At 63.9% G+C, this 15,043-nt stretch carries 13 protein-coding genes; 4 read left to right on the top strand and 9 right to left on the bottom strand.

The genetic code is table 11. The annotated features are described in order from the left end of the window. Positions 1–5: 5 nt before the first annotated feature. Entirely contained in the window at positions 6–3,662 is a 3,657-nt protein-coding gene (gene putA, locus AB3347_RS07930) for a trifunctional transcriptional regulator/proline dehydrogenase/L-glutamate gamma-semialdehyde dehydrogenase (protein WP_369091245.1), read from the bottom strand. A gap of 215 nt (positions 3,663–3,877) precedes the next feature. On the opposite strand from putA, the gene AB3347_RS07925 reads away from it, so the two are divergent. Next, a complete protein-coding gene (locus AB3347_RS07925) occupies positions 3,878–4,333 on the top strand; it encodes an Lrp/AsnC ligand binding domain-containing protein (protein WP_005664065.1) in 456 nt (151 codons plus the stop codon). A 114-nt stretch (positions 4,334–4,447) separates the two neighbouring features. Here AB3347_RS07925 and AB3347_RS07920 read toward each other — a convergent pair whose 3' ends face one another. Further along, positions 4,448–5,404 carry a LysR family transcriptional regulator gene (locus AB3347_RS07920; protein ID WP_369091244.1) on the bottom strand — a complete coding sequence of 319 codons (957 nt, stop codon included), beginning with the start codon at positions 5,402–5,404 and terminating at the stop codon, positions 4,448–4,450. A gap of 142 nt (positions 5,405–5,546) precedes the next feature. Between AB3347_RS07920 and AB3347_RS07915 the strand changes: the two genes are divergently transcribed. Beyond that, the gene (locus AB3347_RS07915; RefSeq protein ID WP_369091243.1) at positions 5,547–5,753 is read left to right on the top strand and encodes a hypothetical protein; all 207 of its coding nucleotides are present in this window, start codon (positions 5,547–5,549) and stop codon (positions 5,751–5,753) included. Between the two features lie 572 nt (positions 5,754–6,325). Here the strand turns inward: AB3347_RS07915 and AB3347_RS07910 are convergent. The 5 genes from AB3347_RS07910 to AB3347_RS07890 all read right to left on the bottom strand — a co-directional run bounded on the left by AB3347_RS07910 (position 6,326) and on the right by AB3347_RS07890 (position 9,513). Further along, positions 6,326–6,877: a DUF1003 domain-containing protein gene (locus AB3347_RS07910; RefSeq protein WP_369091242.1), complete on the bottom strand. Its 552-nt coding sequence runs from the start codon at positions 6,875–6,877 to the stop codon at positions 6,326–6,328. 144 nt (positions 6,878–7,021) lie between these two features. Continuing rightward, positions 7,022–7,282, bottom strand: a complete 261-nt coding sequence (locus tag AB3347_RS07905) for a YfhL family 4Fe-4S dicluster ferredoxin (protein ID WP_369091241.1) — start codon at positions 7,280–7,282, stop codon at positions 7,022–7,024. Positions 7,283–7,316: 34 nt separating this feature from the next. Continuing rightward, on the bottom strand, positions 7,317–7,817 hold the full coding sequence (coaD, locus tag AB3347_RS07900; RefSeq protein WP_369091240.1) for a pantetheine-phosphate adenylyltransferase: 501 nt from the start codon (positions 7,815–7,817) through the stop codon (positions 7,317–7,319). A 110-nt stretch (positions 7,818–7,927) separates the two neighbouring features. Continuing rightward, on the bottom strand, positions 7,928–8,578 hold the full coding sequence (gene rsmD, locus AB3347_RS07895) for a 16S rRNA (guanine(966)-N(2))-methyltransferase RsmD (protein ID WP_369091239.1): 651 nt from the start codon (positions 8,576–8,578) through the stop codon (positions 7,928–7,930). Positions 8,579–8,619: 41 nt separating this feature from the next. Next, a complete protein-coding gene (locus AB3347_RS07890) occupies positions 8,620–9,513 on the bottom strand; it encodes a DUF6279 family lipoprotein (RefSeq protein WP_369091238.1) in 894 nt (297 codons plus the stop codon). Positions 9,514–9,537: 24 nt separating this feature from the next. Here AB3347_RS07890 and glmU point away from each other — a divergent pair, with 24 nt between their 5' ends. Then, positions 9,538–10,914, top strand: coding sequence for a bifunctional UDP-N-acetylglucosamine diphosphorylase/glucosamine-1-phosphate N-acetyltransferase GlmU (gene glmU, locus AB3347_RS07885; protein WP_369091237.1), 1,377 nt, complete (start codon positions 9,538–9,540; stop codon positions 10,912–10,914). A 124-nt stretch (positions 10,915–11,038) separates the two neighbouring features. Here glmU and AB3347_RS07880 read toward each other — a convergent pair whose 3' ends face one another. Further along, complete coding sequence (locus tag AB3347_RS07880) at positions 11,039–11,509, bottom strand: Lrp/AsnC family transcriptional regulator (protein ID WP_369091236.1); 471 nt, start codon at positions 11,507–11,509, stop codon at positions 11,039–11,041. Between the two features lie 159 nt (positions 11,510–11,668). On the opposite strand from AB3347_RS07880, the gene glmS reads away from it, so the two are divergent. Next, positions 11,669–13,498 carry a glutamine--fructose-6-phosphate transaminase (isomerizing) gene (glmS, locus tag AB3347_RS07875; protein ID WP_369091235.1) on the top strand — a complete coding sequence of 610 codons (1,830 nt, stop codon included), beginning with the start codon at positions 11,669–11,671 and terminating at the stop codon, positions 13,496–13,498. Between the two features lie 161 nt (positions 13,499–13,659). Here glmS and AB3347_RS07870 read toward each other — a convergent pair whose 3' ends face one another. Then, positions 13,660–15,012, bottom strand: coding sequence for an amidohydrolase family protein (locus AB3347_RS07870; RefSeq protein WP_369091234.1), 1,353 nt, complete (start codon positions 15,010–15,012; stop codon positions 13,660–13,662). Between the last annotated feature and the right edge of the window lie 31 nt (positions 15,013–15,043).

Genomic DNA, 15,043 nt, shown 5'->3' with positions numbered 1-15,043 from the left:
GATGATTACACTTCCAAGGTCATGAGGCTTGCGTTGCCGCCAGCCGCCGTCGTGTTGACGCACACGGCCCGCTCGGCCACCAGTCGCCACAGGGCGACCGGCTCCTGGGCCCTGGTGTCGACGATGCCGACGATGGCCCCCGGACGCGCCGCCAGCTTGCTGCGCAGCGAACCGTTCAAGCCCGCTTCCAGCAGCGCCACCTGGAATTCGCTGGCGTCGACTTCATCGTCGCCGATGAAGCGCACGCGCTCCTTCACCAGGGCCGGCAGATCGGCCGGGATCAGCGCCGGCGCGGCCAGCACCAGCGCGCGGTTGCCGTCGGCCAGGCTGGCCGCCAGCTGGTTGAGCAGGCCGGCAGCGCTCTGCGGCGCGCACAGCACGGTGCCGCGCGGCGTGAAAGCCAGCGTATTGCGCTCGCCGGTCGGACCCGGCAGGGCGATCTCGACGCCGTTCAGCGCGTTGCGGCCGTAGCCCTGCGCCAGTGTGGCGAGATCCTGCTGGCCGTTGTTGCGCAGCCAGCCGAGCAGCGCATCCAGGCCGGCATCGAACGTGCGGCTGTGCTCCATCAGCGGCGCCGGCTTGCGCTGCAGGCGCTTCAGGTAGAGCGGGCCGCCGGCCTTCGGGCCGGTGCCCGACTTGCCCTCGCCGCCGAAAGGCTGCACGCCCACGACCGCGCCGACGATGTTGCGGTTCACGTAGATGTTGCCGACGTGGGCGCGCGTGACGATGAAGTCGATGGTCTCGTCGATGCGCGAATGCACGCCCAGGGTCAGGCCGTAGCCGGTGGCGTTGATGGTGTCGACCACCTTGGCCAGGTCGGCGCGGCGGTAGCGCACGATGTGCAGCACCGGGCCGAAGACTTCGTGCTTGAGTTCGGCCAGCGAGCCGATTTCCAGCACGGTCGGCGGCACGAAGGTGCCGGCATTGTTCACGCTATCCGGCAGGTCGAGCGCGAAATGGCTGCGCGCGGTGGCGCGCAGGCGCTCGATGTGGGCCAGCAGGTTGCGCTGGGCCTCGGCGTCGATCACCGGGCCGATGTCGGTGGCCAGGCGGTCCGGCGAGCCGACCCGCAGCTCCTGCATCGCGCCCTTGAGCATCTTGATGGTCTTGTCGGCGATGTCTTCCTGCAGGAACAGCACGCGCAGCGCCGAGCAGCGCTGGCCGGCCGAATCGAAGGCCGAGGACAGCACGTCCTGTACCACCTGCTCCGGCAGCGCCGAGGAATCGACGATCAGCGCGTTCTGGCCGCCGGTCTCCGCCACCAGCGGGATGTCGATGCCTTCCTGTTCGGCGCGTTTCGCCAGGGTGCGGTTGATCAGCTGCGCCACCTCGGTGGAACCGGTGAAGATCACGCCTTTTACGCGCGCATCGGACGTGAGGGCCGCGCCCACCACTTCGCCGCGTCCCGGCAGCAGTTGCAGCGCCGCGCGCGGGCAGCCGGCTTCGAGGAACAGTTCGACGGCGCGGTGCGCGATCAGGGGAGTCTGCTCGGCCGGCTTGGCCAGCACCACGTTGCCGGCCGCAAGCGCGGCCGCCACCTGGCCGGTGAAGATCGCCAGCGGGAAGTTCCAGGGGCTGATGCAGCTGACCGCTCCCAGTGCGCCCTCGGCGGTCGACGCGCGGACCTGCACCGCGTAGTAGCGCAGGAAGTCGACCGCTTCGCGCAATTCGGCGATCGCATTCGGCAGCGATTTGCCGGCTTCGCGCACGGCCAGCGCCATGAGTTCGGTGCCGTTCTGTTCGAACAGGTCGGCGGTGCGCTCGAGCATGGCGGCGCGGGTGGCGACCGGCGTGGCTTCCCATTCGCCGGCAAAGGCGGCGGCGGCGGCCAGTGCGGTTTCGACGTCGGTGCGCGAGGCCTCGACGACCTGGCCGACCACGTCGGACGACATGGCCGGATTGACGACATTCGCCGCTGCGCTGCCTTCCACCGGGCCGGCGATCAGCGGCGCCGCGCCGTACTGGCGCTGCTCGGCCAGGCCGTCGACCAGCTTGCCCAGGGTGTTCTCGTTGACCAGATCCAGGCCGCTTGAATTCCTGCGCTCGGCGCCGAACAGCTGCAGCGGCACGGCGATCGCCGGATGCGGCTGGCCGCCGGCAGCGCGCGCCTGCTCGAAGGGATCGGCCAGCAGGGTGTCGATCGCCACCTTCTCGTCCACGATCTGGTTCACGAACGAGGAGTTGGCGCCGTTTTCCAGCAGGCGGCGCACCAGGTAGGCCAGCAGGGTCTCGTGCGAACCGACCGGCGCGTAGATGCGGCAGGCCTTGTCCAGCTTGTTCGGGCCGACCACCTGGTCGTACAGGGTCTCGCCCATGCCGTGCAGGCACTGGAATTCGTAGTTGGTGATGCCCTCGGCCTTGGCCCAGGTGTAGATCACCGACAGCGAGTGCGCGTTGTGGGTGGCGAACTGCGGATAGACGATGTCGCTGGCCGCCAGCAGCTTGCGCGCGCAGGTGAGATAAGACACGTCGGTGTACACCTTGCGGGTGTACACCGGGTAGCCCGGCATGCCGTCGACCTGGGCGCGCTTGATCTCGGCATCCCAGTAGGCGCCCTTCACCAGGCGCACCATGAACTTGCGGCCGCTGCGCTTCGCCAGGTCGACCACGTAGTCGATCACGAAGGGGCAGCGTTTTTGATAGGCCTGCACCACCAGGCCGATGCCTTCGAAGCCGGCCAGGGCGGGATCGAAAGCGAGTGATTCGAGCATGTCGAGCGAGATCTCGAGGCGGTCGGCTTCTTCGGCGTCGATGTTGATGCCGATGTTGTAGCCCTTGGCCAGCAGCACCAGGCTGCGCACGCGCGGCAGCAGCTCGTTCATCACACGCCAGTACTGGGCGCGGCTGTAGCGCGGGTGCAGGGCCGACAGCTTGATCGAGATGCCGGGGCCGTCCTTGATGCCGCGGCCGTTCGCGGCCTTGCCGATCGCGTGGATCGCGCTCTCGTACGAGGCGTAGTAGTGCTGCGCGTCGAGTTCGGTCAGCGCGGCTTCGCCCAGCATGTCGTAGGAATAGCGGTAGCCGCGGCTTTCGTTCTCGCGGCTGTTCTTGAGCGCTTCGTCGATGGTCTGGCCGGTGACGAACTGGTTGCCCAGCATGCGCATGGCCATGTCGACGCCCTTGCGGATCAGGGGTTCGCCGCCCTTGGCGATGAGGCGGGTGAGCGCCGAGCCAAGGTTTTTTTCGCTGTTGGTCGAGACCAGCTTGCCGGTGATGAGCAGGCCCCAGGTGGCCGCGTTGACGAACAGCGAAGGCGATTCGCCCAGGTGCTTTTTCCAGTCGCCGCGGCTGATCTTGTCGGCGATCAGGCGGTCGGCGGTGGCGCTGTCGGGAATGCGCAGCAGGGCTTCGGCCAGGCACATCAGCGCCACGCCTTCTTCCGAAGACAGCGAGAACTCGTGCATCAGCGCGTCCACGCCCGAGGAGCGGGTGCGCTTTTCGCGCACGCTCGAGACCAGGCGGTGGGCCAGCATGTAGGCGTCGCCGTTGGCGCTTGCGCCCTGCGCCAGCAGCCATTGCACCGCCTCGGTTTCGTCGCGGCGGTAGGCATTGGTGATGGCCTGGCGCAGCGGCGTCTGGTCGCGCTTGACCTCCTGCTGGAGCGCATCGAAAGGAACGAAAGTGGAGGCCGTGGTGCTAGCCAGTGCGGCGGCAGTCTGCATAGTGAGTCTTCTAAAAAGGAATCGAAACCGTGCTCCACGCAGCAAAAAACGCCGCACCGCTCAAGAGGCGGCCGGCGTGCTGCGCGACACAATGGAATGATTCGATTGTAGAAGGAAATCTTCTGGATTAATTCTGTTTTTAAGACAGACTAGCAAAAGATAGTTTTTGATGCGACAATCTAACCGAATAATATTTACATGGCAGGAGACCGACCATGCTCGACAAGATCAGTAAGAAAATTCTGGCAGAACTCCAGAACGACGGACGAATCAGCAACGTCGAACTGGCCGCGCGGGTCAACCTGTCTCCGGCCGCCTGCCTGGAGCGCGTGCGCAAGCTGCACGAATCCGGCTACATCATGGGCTACACCGCCCAGCTCAACCCGCAGCTGCTCGACGTGTCGCTGCTGGTCTTCATCGAAGTGGTGCTCGATCGTACCACTCCCGAAGTGTTCGATGCTTTCAAACAGAGCGTTCAGATGATACCCGAAGTGCTGGAGTGCCACATGGTGGCCGGCGGCTTCGACTACCTGGTCAAGGCGCGCGTGAAGGACATGGCCGCCTACCGCGAATTCCTGGGCAAGACCCTGCTGCAAAAAGGTGTGCGTGAGACGCACACCTATGCGGTGATGGAAGAAGTCAAGAACACCACCAAGCTGCCGATCAGGTAGGGTGGTCGGCTGAGCCGGTTCGCGGATGCGTACAGGCGACGCGAGAGGTAGTTGAAGGCGCGGGCGGCAAAACAGTCCACTGGACTGTTCTCCCCCGCCCACCCTACAAAAAAATCACACGACCTTGCGCGCGCCGGTCTTCGGCGAGGCGCTCTCCGCCATGCTTTCCAGGTTCTTGCGCAGCCAGCGGTGCGCCGGGCTGCGGCCGTCGCGCTCGTGCCAGAGCATGTCGAGGTGCACGGCCGGCAGCTGGAAGGGCAGCTCGCGCCATACCAGCGCATCGGTCATGCCGGTCGAGACCATCAGGTGCTTCGGCAACACCGTGATCAGATCGGAATTCGCCACCACGCGCCCTGCCGTGAAGAACTGGTTCACCGTCAGCAGGATGCGGCGCTCGCGGCCGATCTGGGCCAGGGCTTCGTCGACCAGGCCGTGCGCGCGCCCGGAGAAACTCACCAGCAGGTGATTGGCTTTGCAGTAGGCGTCGAGGTCGAGCTTTTCCTTGGCCAGCGGATGGTCCTTGCGCATCACGCACACGTACACGCCGGAATACAGGCGCTCGTGGCGGATCGGCGAACCGGTCTCGTACGACAGCTGGGCCGCCACGCCGGGGAAGAAGCCGACCGCCAAGTCGATGTCGCCGCGCAGCAGCATCGGCCGCGGTTCGCGCGTGGTCAGGGGCACCATGCGGATATTCACGCCCGGCGCTTCGCGTTCGATCGAGCGCATCAGCGACGGCAGCCACAGGGCCGCGGTGGCGTCCGCCATGGCCATCCGGAAGGTCGCCTGGGCCTTCGACACGTCGAAGGTTTCCGGCATCACCGCCGCTTCCAGCGCCGCCAGGGCCTGGCGCACCGCCGGCCACAGCGCTTCGGCGCGCGGCGTCGGCTTCACGCCGTACGCGGTGCGGATCAGGAGTTCGTCCCCGAGGCTTTCGCGCAGGCGTTTGATCGCGTTCGAGACCGCCGGCTGGGTCATCGCGAGGTGCCCGGCGGCGCGGGTGAGGTTTTGCTCGGTCATCACTGCGTCGAATACGCGCAGCAGGTTCAGGTCAAGCGTCAGGAAGCTCATGGGAAGGTATTGATGGCAATACAGTAAGTGTGCCAAGTGTACCTCAAGTATTCACAGAATGCATAAGCGTCATCAGGGAACAAAATTAGATTTATATGTTGCATCGCACTATATTGTGCACAACTGAACATTTATCCACATCATGTCTGCCGTACTTACCCTCATCCAGACCGCCGGCGCCACCGCTGCAGCCGTTCCTGTCGGTCAGGTCCTCCGTACCGCCACCGGCCTTGCGCTGCTGGGCGGCGTTGCCATGTTTTTCCGTCCGCTGCTGGTCGGTATTGGCCGCGCCGCGGTCCTGACCGTGCGCCCGCGCCCGCCGAAGGCGCACCTGGCCAAGCACCACTGATCTCCCGATTCTCCGTTTAACGCGGCCTCCGATCCGGACGCCGCGTTTTTTTACGTCCGCATTTTCCGGGTTTCCTGCTCCGCTTTTCCTGTCCCGCTTTCCCTGTCCCGCTTCCCGGGCTGATTCTCCGTTCTCCCCGTTTCCGCCTGTTCCACCCGTTTCGGCCCTTTGGTCGCCGACCGTCAATTGCGCTGTCCGGAGTGACTCTTCGTCACCGGGCTTTTCTCGTCCCGTCGATTTAACAAAGTTCACTAAGAGTCAACATCTCCTTCGTCATCGAGATGCCATGAATAGCGAAATAGTATAAGGATGAGATAAATTAACGGGAGGTTGTACGTAAGAAGCGTGAAAATGGCGCTGTCAGGCTTGATTCACTTGGGAGCCTGAAAAGCGCAAATAAATGTGGATTTTGCGCGCTGTTAATGTTGAGTTCACCTGATATGGATGCGTAATCGATACCGTTCAACACAATTCACTTTGTCTTATCGATAAATGATAAGTAATGGTTACTGCCGAGGTGCAAACGACCCTGCCCCTGCTTTCGGGGGCATGTATCGGCCCTGTGCAGTCGACTACTTGTGCTTACAGTTGAGTTGTTCGGCGGCGTCCTCGATGATCGAGATGACGGCGCCGGTATCGGTGGGTTTGGCCAGTTCTTCGGCTTGCTGGTCGACCTTGTCGCGCACGTTGGGCAGGTCGCGCCGGAGGTCTTCCAGCATCGCGATGATCTTGCTGCTCTTCTCGTCGGCGAGCAGGTTGACCTGCAGATCGAGGTGGGCGTGCTGGTTGGCGAGGGTGGACATGCGATTCTGGCGAATCAGCACGGTGGTGGAAATCACGAAGGCGTTCAGGGCGATCAGCCCCTGCAGCCAGAAGAAGGGCGGCTCGTCCCATTGATCGAAGCCGAGTTCGGGCGCCGCCAGGTTCCAGGCGATCCAGAGGACGACGAACACCAGGTTACCGGCGACGTAGGCAGGACTGCCGAGGAAGACGCTGGTTTTCTCGACCAGGCGCTGGGCCGTCGGCAGCTCGCTTTCATGACGCGCGTAGAACTCCGTCACCTTGCCGAGATGCTCGTGCAATGAGGTGGGAATGGCGTCCTTCCGGTCGTCTGGCGCATGCATGAAAATCAGGATAGCACGCCAGTTTCGCGCGCCACGCACGCACGCCGGCCCCGGCGGGACATCCACGCGTCATTGAGACAGAGGAAATACAGGCAGAGGAAATAGAGGAAAAGAAAAAGCCGGCATGGAAGCCGGCTTCGGGGATCAGGCGCTCGCCTTGGCGGCGTTCAGGCGTTCGTATTTCGCCTGCAGTTCTTCGCGCGTTTCGCGCCAGTCGGGATGGAGGGGAATGCACGCGACCGGGCATAACTCCGCGCAGGTCGGCTGTTCGAAATGGCCGACGCATTCGGTGCACTTGTGCGGATCGATCTGGTAAAACTCGGCGCCCATCGAGATGGCGTCGTTCGGGCATTCGGGCTCGCAGACGTCGCAGTTGATGCAATCGTCGGTAATCATCAGTGCCATGGTGTGCGGTTCCTTGCTGCTGGTTGCTGCCGGTTCAGGCTGCCGGCGCCGCCTTGATCGCTGCGATTTTCTTCTGCAGCCAGCGGTCCACCGACGGGAAGACGAATTTCGAGACGTCGCCGCCCAGCATGGCGATCTCGCGCACGATGGTGCCCGAGATGAACTGGTACTGGTCGGACGGCGTCAAGAAGAGGGTCTCGACATCGGGAAGCAGGTAGCGGTTCATGCCTGCCATCTGGAATTCGTATTCGAAGTCGGACACGGCGCGCAGGCCGCGCACGATCACGCGCGCATCGTGCTGGCGCACGAAATCCTTCAGCAGGCCGGAAAAACTCTCCACCTGCACGTTGGGATAATGGCCGAGTACCTCGTTGGCGATTTCCAGGCGTTCGTCGAGCGAAAAGAAGGGTTTCTTGTTCTTGCTGTCGGCAACGCCCACCACCAGGCGGTCGAACAGGCCCGATGCACGGCGCACTAAATCTTCGTGCCCGCGCGTGAGCGGATCGAACGTACCTGGATAAACGGCTACAACCATTGCGGCTCCCTTGGAGAATCACCCTGTCAGAACGCGCATTATGCCTGAAAATCCGGCACCCGCCCCAGCCTGGGGCGGTTTTTGCCCAATCTTTGTGCAGTTTTTGTTGCTCAGGCGACTTCGTTGTGCGGCTCGCCGTTCAATTTCAGCAGGTAGTAATAGACCATGCCGGCTTTATCCGCGCGGATCGCCTCCCAGCCGGCCAGCCACTCGGGACCTTCGCCTTCCAGCGGCAGCGGCTCGCCGGTTTCGCAATAGACCAGGCCGTCCTCGTTCAGGATGGCCGGGCACAGCGGCAGGATCTCGGTAAGCAGGCCCAGCTGGTAGGGCGGATCGAGGAAGATCACGTCGAAGCGCTGGCCGCGCGCGGCCAGGTCGCGCACCAGGCCGAGGGCGTCGGCGCGCAGCACTTTCACGTTGCCGGCCTTGAGTTTGTCGCGGTTGGCTTCGAGCTGGCGTGCCGCCGGGCCATGGTTATCCACCATCGTCACCGAGGCCGCGCCGCGGCTCGCCGCTTCGAAGCCGAGTGCCCCGGAACCGGCGAACAGGTCGAGGAAATTGCTGCCCTCGAAATCGCCGCCGAGCTGGTGCCGGATCCAGTTGAACACGGTTTCGCGGACGCGGTCCGGGGTCGGGCGCAGGCCGTCGGCATCGAGGACCGGCAGCAGCGCGCGTTTCCAGGCGCCGCCGATGATGCGCACCTGGCGCGGCGCCAGGCGGGGAGCCCCGTGGGCTCGTGGTGGGGAAGACTTCTTTTGCATGGGCGGCACTATAGCATGGGGCCTGGCACCCCCTTCCGCCCCTATTTACCCGCAGCCAGGGCCTGGAAATCGTTGATCCAGCCCTGCATGCGTTCCTGCGCGTGCTTCTTCTGCGCCGGGGTGGCGATGCGGATCGCGGTCAGGACGAATTTCGTGGTCTGGTCGATGCTGGTATCGTAGAAGGCCTTGCGCTCGGGCGAATCCATGCGGCCGAAGAGCTCGCGCTGCATCGCCGTGATCTGGGCCGCCGCCTGCTCGCGGTTCGGCTTCTCCTGCTGGAACTTGCGCAGCAGGCTGAGGATGCGGCGCTGGCGCCAGACGCGTTCTTCCAGCCAGATCTCGTTGTCGAGCGGGCGCGCATTCATGGTCTTGCGCAGGATGTCTTCCTGTTCGCTGCTGAAGCGGCCGAACCACAGTTCCAGCTGGTCCATCGCCTTCTTGAAGCGCGCACGCTGGCGCTTTTCGGTGCTACCCTCGATAAATTTCTTGCGATATTCCGCATTTTTTGAAATGAACTTGCGTTCGATGTCGGCGATCTGATCCGGTTTAAGGGACAGTGCAAGGGTGGTCATCTCCGGCACCGCATGGCCGGCCAGGCGCTCGCCGCGCACGCGCACTTCCTTGTACAGGTCGATCAGGTCGGCCTGGGTGGGATTGCCGGCCAGCTCGCGTTGCATGTTGCCAAGCAGTGCCGCGTAATCACGCAGCTGGGTCTGGCGGTGCCAGCGGAACAGCTTGTCGATGTCGCGCTTGGCGATGTCGGCCTGCTGACCTTCGAGGTCGGCGTAGGAATCGAGCCACCAGTACAGCAGCGTATCGCCCTGGTTGTAGGTAAAACGCACCGAGCTGCACGCGGTCAGGAAGGCGAACAGCACCATCAGGCAGAGCGCAATAGTGCGCCGGGACAAGGACTCTTGCGTGTTAAACTTTTTCATATTTTCAACTTTTGAGAACGGCTTATGAACGTTGTAATCCTCGCCGCCGGCATGGGAAAACGCATGCAGTCTGCGCTGCCGAAAGTCTTGCATCCGCTGGCGGGGAAACCGCTGTTGCGACATGTTATCGATACCGCTCGCGGCTTATCGCCGAGTAAATTATGCGTGATTTACGGGCACGGGGGCGCAGCGGTGCCGGAGATGGTCGGCAAGTTGGCCGAGCAGACCGGCGCCCCGATCGACACCGCCAAGCAAGAGCCGCAGCTGGGCACCGGCCACGCCGTGATGCAGGCCGTGCCGCAGCTGGATGACAGCGTGCCGACCCTGGTGCTGTACGGCGACGTGCCGCTGACCACCGCCGCTTCGCTCGGCCGCCTGGTCGAGGCCGCGGGCAAGGACAAGCTCGCCATCCTGACCGTGGAGCAGGCCAATCCCTTCGGCCTGGGCCGCATCGTGCGCGAAAACGGCAGCATCGTGCGCATCGTCGAAGAAAAGGATGCCAGCGAAGCCGAGCGCGCGATCCGCGAAATCAACAGCGGCATCATGTGCATCCCGACCGTCCACCTCAAGAAGTGGCTGAACGCGCTGTCGAACAACAACGCGCAGGGCGAGTACTACCTGACCGACATCGTGGCCCAGGCGGTCGCGGACGGCGTGCCGGTGGTCTCGGCCCAGCCCTCGGCCGAATGGGAAGTGGCCGGCGTCAACAGCAAGGTGCAATTGGCCGAGCTCGAGCGCCGTCACCAGCTGAACATCGCCACTGCCCTGCTGGAAAAGGGCGTGACCCTGATGGACCCGGCACGCATCGACGTGCGCGGTGAACTCGTCTGCGGCCGCGATGTCGTGATCGACGTCGGCTGCGTGTTCGAGGGCCGCGTCGAGCTGGCCGATGGCGTGACGGTCGGCCCGCACTGCGTGCTGGTCAACGCGCGGGTCGGCGCCGGCGCCCAGATCAAGCCCTTCTGCCACATCGAAGAGGCGGTGGTGGGCGACAAGTCGCAGATCGGTCCGTATGCGCGCTTGCGCCCGGGCACCGAGCTGGGCGAGGACGTCCATGTGGGTAATTTCGTGGAGATCAAGAACAGCCAGGTGGCCGCGCACAGCAAGGCCAATCACCTGGCCTATGTCGGCGACGCCACGGTCGGTTCGCGCGTCAACATCGGCGCCGGCACGATCACCTGCAATTACGACGGCGCCAACAAGTTCCGCACCGTGATCGAGGACGACGCCTTCATCGGCAGCGACAGCCAGCTGGTGGCGCCGGTCACGGTCGGCAAAGGCGCGACCCTGGGCGCGGGCACGACGCTCACCAAGGATGCGCCGGCAGGCAAACTGACCATCTCGCGCCCGAAGCAGATGACCCTCGAAGGCTGGACGCGTCCGGTGAAGACGAAGAAGTAATCCACCGGATGCCGACAGGCTAATCACAGGAAGGACACAGGATAAACACAGGCTAATCACATGCTTATCCTGTGGTTCTCCCGGGGTTAATCCACAAAGTTATCCACAGAAATGCCGTGCTGCACTACACCACGATCCGGGTATCGAACTTGGATCGGTGGGTGGAAAAATAGGCTTTTACGTTGCGCACGTTGGCGTGCGCCGTGAACAGGCGGTGCGCCAGCGCATGGTAGGCCGGCATGTCCGCCACCTGCACGATCAGCACGAAGTCCGGCCCCGGGCTGACCCGGTAGCACTGCAGCACCGCCGGATCGGGCGCCACCAGGGCTTCGAATTCGTCCATGCGCTCGGCCGCCTGCACGTCGAGCGTGATCTCGACGATGGCGCTGAGGCGCGCGCGGACCTTGGCCGGGTCGACGATTGCCACCTGGCGCTGGATCACGCCGCTGTCGCTGAGCTGTTTCACCCGGCGCAAGCAGGTGGGGGCCGAGACATGCACGAGTTCGGCCAATTCGGCATTCGTATGCGATGCATCAGTCTGCAGGGTGTTCAGGATGCGACGATCAAGCTCGTCCAGGGCTGGTTGTTCTGACATCGTATGAAATAAAAGTAAAATTATTGGTCTTAAATGAGAGAATATTTCATCATGGTTGAGTGATGAAATAATCTATCAAAATTAGGCGCACTCTGAAAGCTTATTTCATACTAGTTGCTCTACGATAGGTTTAATTGAAAATCTTTAAGTGAGGTCAACATGTGCGGTATCGTCGGTGCAGTCGCCAAGCGCAACATCACCCCCGTCCTGATCGAGGGCCTGAAGCGTCTGGAATATCGTGGTTATGATTCCTGCGGCGTGGCCGTCCATCTGGACGGCAAGCTGACCCGCTCGCGCAGCACCTCGCGCGTGGCCGAGCTCGAAACGCAGGTGCGTGAAGCCCACCTGGAAGGCTTCACCGGCATCGCCCACACCCGCTGGGCCACCCACGGCGCCCCGGCCTCGCACAACGCGCACCCGCACTTTTCGCCGAGCGAAGACAATGCGCGCATCGCACTTGTCCACAACGGCATCATCGAAAACCACGACGAGCTGCGCACCGAACTGAAGGGCCTCGGCTACGAGTTCACCAGCCAGACCGACACCGAAGTCATCGCCCACCTGGTCGACCACATGTACAACGGCGACCTGTTCGACACCGTCCAGCAGGCCGTCAAGCGCCTGCACGGCGCCTATGCGATCGCCGTGTTCGCGCGGGAAGAGCCGCACCGCGTGGTCGCCGCCCGCCAGGGCTCGCCGCTGATCGTCGGCGTGGGCGAGAACGAGAACTTCGTCGCCTCGGACGCGATGGCGCTGGCCGGCACCACCAACCAGATCATCTACCTCGAAGAAGGCGACGTGGTCGACCTGCAGCTGGCGCGCTACTGGATCGTCGACCTTGACGGCCGTCCGGTCGAGCGCGAAGTGAAAACCGTGCACGCCCACACCGGCGCTGCCGAGCTGGGCCCGTACCGCCACTACATGCAGAAGGAAATCTTCGAACAGCCGCGCGTCATCGGCGACACCCTCGAAGGCGTGACCGGCATCATGCCGGAACTGTTCGGCGACGGCGCCTATGGCGTGTTCAAGGAAATCGACCGCGTGCTGATCCTGGCCTGCGGCACCAGCTACTACGCCGGCCTGACCGCCAAGTATTGGATCGAGTGCATCGCCAAGGTCCCGGTCAACGTCGAGATCGCCAGCGAATACCGCTACCGCGACAGCGTGCCGCACCCGCAGACCCTGGTGGTCACGATCTCGCAAAGCGGCGAGACCGCCGACACCCTGGCCGCGCTGAAGCATGCGCGCAGCCTCGGCATGCCGCATACGCTGACCATCTGCAACGTCGCCACCAGCGCCATGGTGCGCGAATGCAAGCTGGCCTACATCACCCGCGCCGGCGTCGAAGTCGGCGTGGCCTCGACCAAGGCGTTTACGACCCAGCTGACCGCCCTGTTCCTGCTGACCCTGACGCTGGCGCAAGTCAACGGCCGCCTGAGCGATGCGGAAGAAGCCGAGCACCTCAAGATGATGCGCCACCTGCCGGTCGCGCTGAGCTCAGTGCTGGCGCTGGAGCCGCAGATCATGGCCTGGGCCGAAGAATTTGCACGCAAGGAAAACGCCCTGTTTCTGGGCCGCGGCATGCACTACCCGATCGCCCTGGAAGGCGCCCTGAAGCTCAAGGAAATCTCGTACATCCACGCCGAAGCCTACCCGGCAGGCGAGCTGAAACATGGCCCGCTGGCGCTGGTGACCGAAGAGATGCCGGTGGTCACGATCGCCCCGAACGACGCGCTGCTGGAAAAGCTGAAGTCGAACATGCAGGAAGTGCGCGCCCGCGGCGGCCAGCTGTATGTGTTCGCCGACGTCGACTCGCGCATCACCTCCGGCGAAGGCCTGCACGTGATCCGCCTGCCGGAGCACTATGGCGACCTGTCGCCGATCCTGCACGTGGCAGCGCTGCAGCTGCTGGCCTACCACACCGCGCTGGCGCGCGGCACCGATGTGGACAAGCCGCGTAATCTGGCGAAGTCGGTGACGGTGGAGTAAGCAGTTTGGTGGTTTCCGCTGAGCTGTCGAGCGGTAGTAAGATCTGACACACGGCGGCGGGCGCTGGCCCGACCGCCGACTTTCTTCTCAACAGTGCCATTGACGTCGGCAATGTGTCCGCCAGCCCGAACCTGGCTGCACAGCGCTAGCCAGGAATCACTTCACTGATTCTCCGCCACCTTGCGCCGGGTCTCTTCGAGCATGCGATCGAGACGTGCGCGGTCATGCACCTCGCCGCGGCTGACGACCATGCGGATCTTGCGGGTGGCGCCGATATCGGCCAGCGGGTCGGCATCCAGCACCAGCAAATCAGCCGCCTTTCCCTTCTGGATGCTGCCGTAGCGATCCAGCTTGCCGAGGAAGCGCGGCCCGTTGACCACGGCGCTTTGCAGGGCTTGCTGCGGCGTCAGGCCATACCGCACGAACAGGGCAATCTCGTCGTGCAGCGCTTGGCCCGGATAGTTGAACGAATTGAGGAAGCCGGCGTCGGTGCCGGCGATGATGCTCACGCCCTCCTGCGCCAGCAGCGGCAGGAGCTGGGCCGATTTCTCGAAGATGGCATGGCGCAGCGCGACCGCCTCCGGCCCGTCCTTCGCGGCGCGCTCGACCCGCCACTCATAGGTCGCGCGCAGGCCCTTTCCGATGTATTTCAGGTAGTCGTCGCCGTGATGGCTTTCCTGGTCCAGGTAGGCAGTGATGCGCGATCCCCACAAGGTCGGCACCACCGCCGTGCCCTGTGCAGCCATGTGGCGGAAAGCGCGGCGCGCGGTGGCCTCGTCATAGCTCTCCAGGCTGAGCCGCATGACCTCGCGCCCGCTCAGCTTGCCGGCCACGACCTGCTCCACCAGTTCGGCTTCGCGCGGCGTCGTCGCGCGCAGCAGGTTGCTCTGGTGTTCCACTGTGCCCAGCCCGGCCTCGAAGGCGCGCGCCAGCGGGATCTGGCCCGGCAGGTGGCCCGAGCTGCGCAGGCCGCGCTCCTTGGCCTGGCGCAGCGCGGCCAGGTAGGTTTCCGGGGTCATCGTGTTTTCGGTGATCTTCACGAAATCGACGTGCATGGCCTGGAGCTTGTCCAGCGCCTTGCCGACCTCGGCGGGCGAGCCGACTTCGATCGTCCCCTTCCACATCGGCTTGAGCCCTTCGAGCTTTGGACCGGAAGTGAAAATGGTCGGGCCGGCCAGCTTGCCGTCGGCGATCTGCTGGCGCCAGGCCAGCACGGTGTCGGGCAGGTCGCCCGCGCAGTCGCGTACCGTCGTGATGCCGTGCGCGAGATAGAGAGGAAGTAGTTGCTTGTTTTCGTCGATGAGCGCTTCGCCCCCGCCGAAGTGCACGTGCGTGTCCCACAGGCCCGGCATCAGGTATTTACCCGGCAAGGCGATGGTTTTTTTGGGCGCGTAGCGCTTCAGTTCCGCGTCCTTGACCACGGCGACGATGGTGTCGCCCTTCAGGAGCACGTTTTGCCCCTTGCTGCGGGTCCCGCTGGCGACGTCGATCAACGTGGCCTGGGTCAGCGCCACATCGACGGCAATTTTATCGGCCGCCTGTGTC

The organism is Massilia sp. X63 (assembly GCF_041023745.1).
Taxonomy (GTDB): domain Bacteria; phylum Pseudomonadota; class Gammaproteobacteria; order Burkholderiales; family Burkholderiaceae_D; genus Telluria.
This window is presented reverse-complemented; position numbering and strand designations above follow the sequence as displayed.

Excerpts from the sequence above, each read along its gene's own strand:
- putA (WP_369091245.1), bottom strand. The coding sequence starts at position 3,662 with ATGCAGACTGCCGCCGCACTGGCTAGCACCACGGCCTCCACTTTCGTT.
- AB3347_RS07925 (WP_005664065.1), top strand. The coding sequence starts at position 3,878 with ATGCTCGACAAGATCAGTAAGAAAATTCTGGCAGAACTCCAGAACGAC.
- AB3347_RS07920 (WP_369091244.1), bottom strand. The coding sequence starts at position 5,404 with ATGAGCTTCCTGACGCTTGACCTGAACCTGCTGCGCGTATTCGACGCA.
- AB3347_RS07915 (WP_369091243.1), top strand. The coding sequence starts at position 5,547 with ATGTCTGCCGTACTTACCCTCATCCAGACCGCCGGCGCCACCGCTGCA.
- AB3347_RS07910 (WP_369091242.1), bottom strand. The coding sequence starts at position 6,877 with ATGCATGCGCCAGACGACCGGAAGGACGCCATTCCCACCTCATTGCAC.
- AB3347_RS07905 (WP_369091241.1), bottom strand. The coding sequence starts at position 7,282 with ATGGCACTGATGATTACCGACGATTGCATCAACTGCGACGTCTGCGAG.
- coaD (WP_369091240.1), bottom strand. The coding sequence starts at position 7,817 with ATGGTTGTAGCCGTTTATCCAGGTACGTTCGATCCGCTCACGCGCGGG.
- rsmD (WP_369091239.1), bottom strand. The coding sequence starts at position 8,578 with ATGCAAAAGAAGTCTTCCCCACCACGAGCCCACGGGGCTCCCCGCCTG.
- AB3347_RS07890 (WP_369091238.1), bottom strand. The coding sequence starts at position 9,513 with ATGAAAAAGTTTAACACGCAAGAGTCCTTGTCCCGGCGCACTATTGCG.
- glmU (WP_369091237.1), top strand. The coding sequence starts at position 9,538 with ATGAACGTTGTAATCCTCGCCGCCGGCATGGGAAAACGCATGCAGTCT.
- AB3347_RS07880 (WP_369091236.1), bottom strand. The coding sequence starts at position 11,509 with ATGTCAGAACAACCAGCCCTGGACGAGCTTGATCGTCGCATCCTGAAC.
- glmS (WP_369091235.1), top strand. The coding sequence starts at position 11,669 with ATGTGCGGTATCGTCGGTGCAGTCGCCAAGCGCAACATCACCCCCGTC.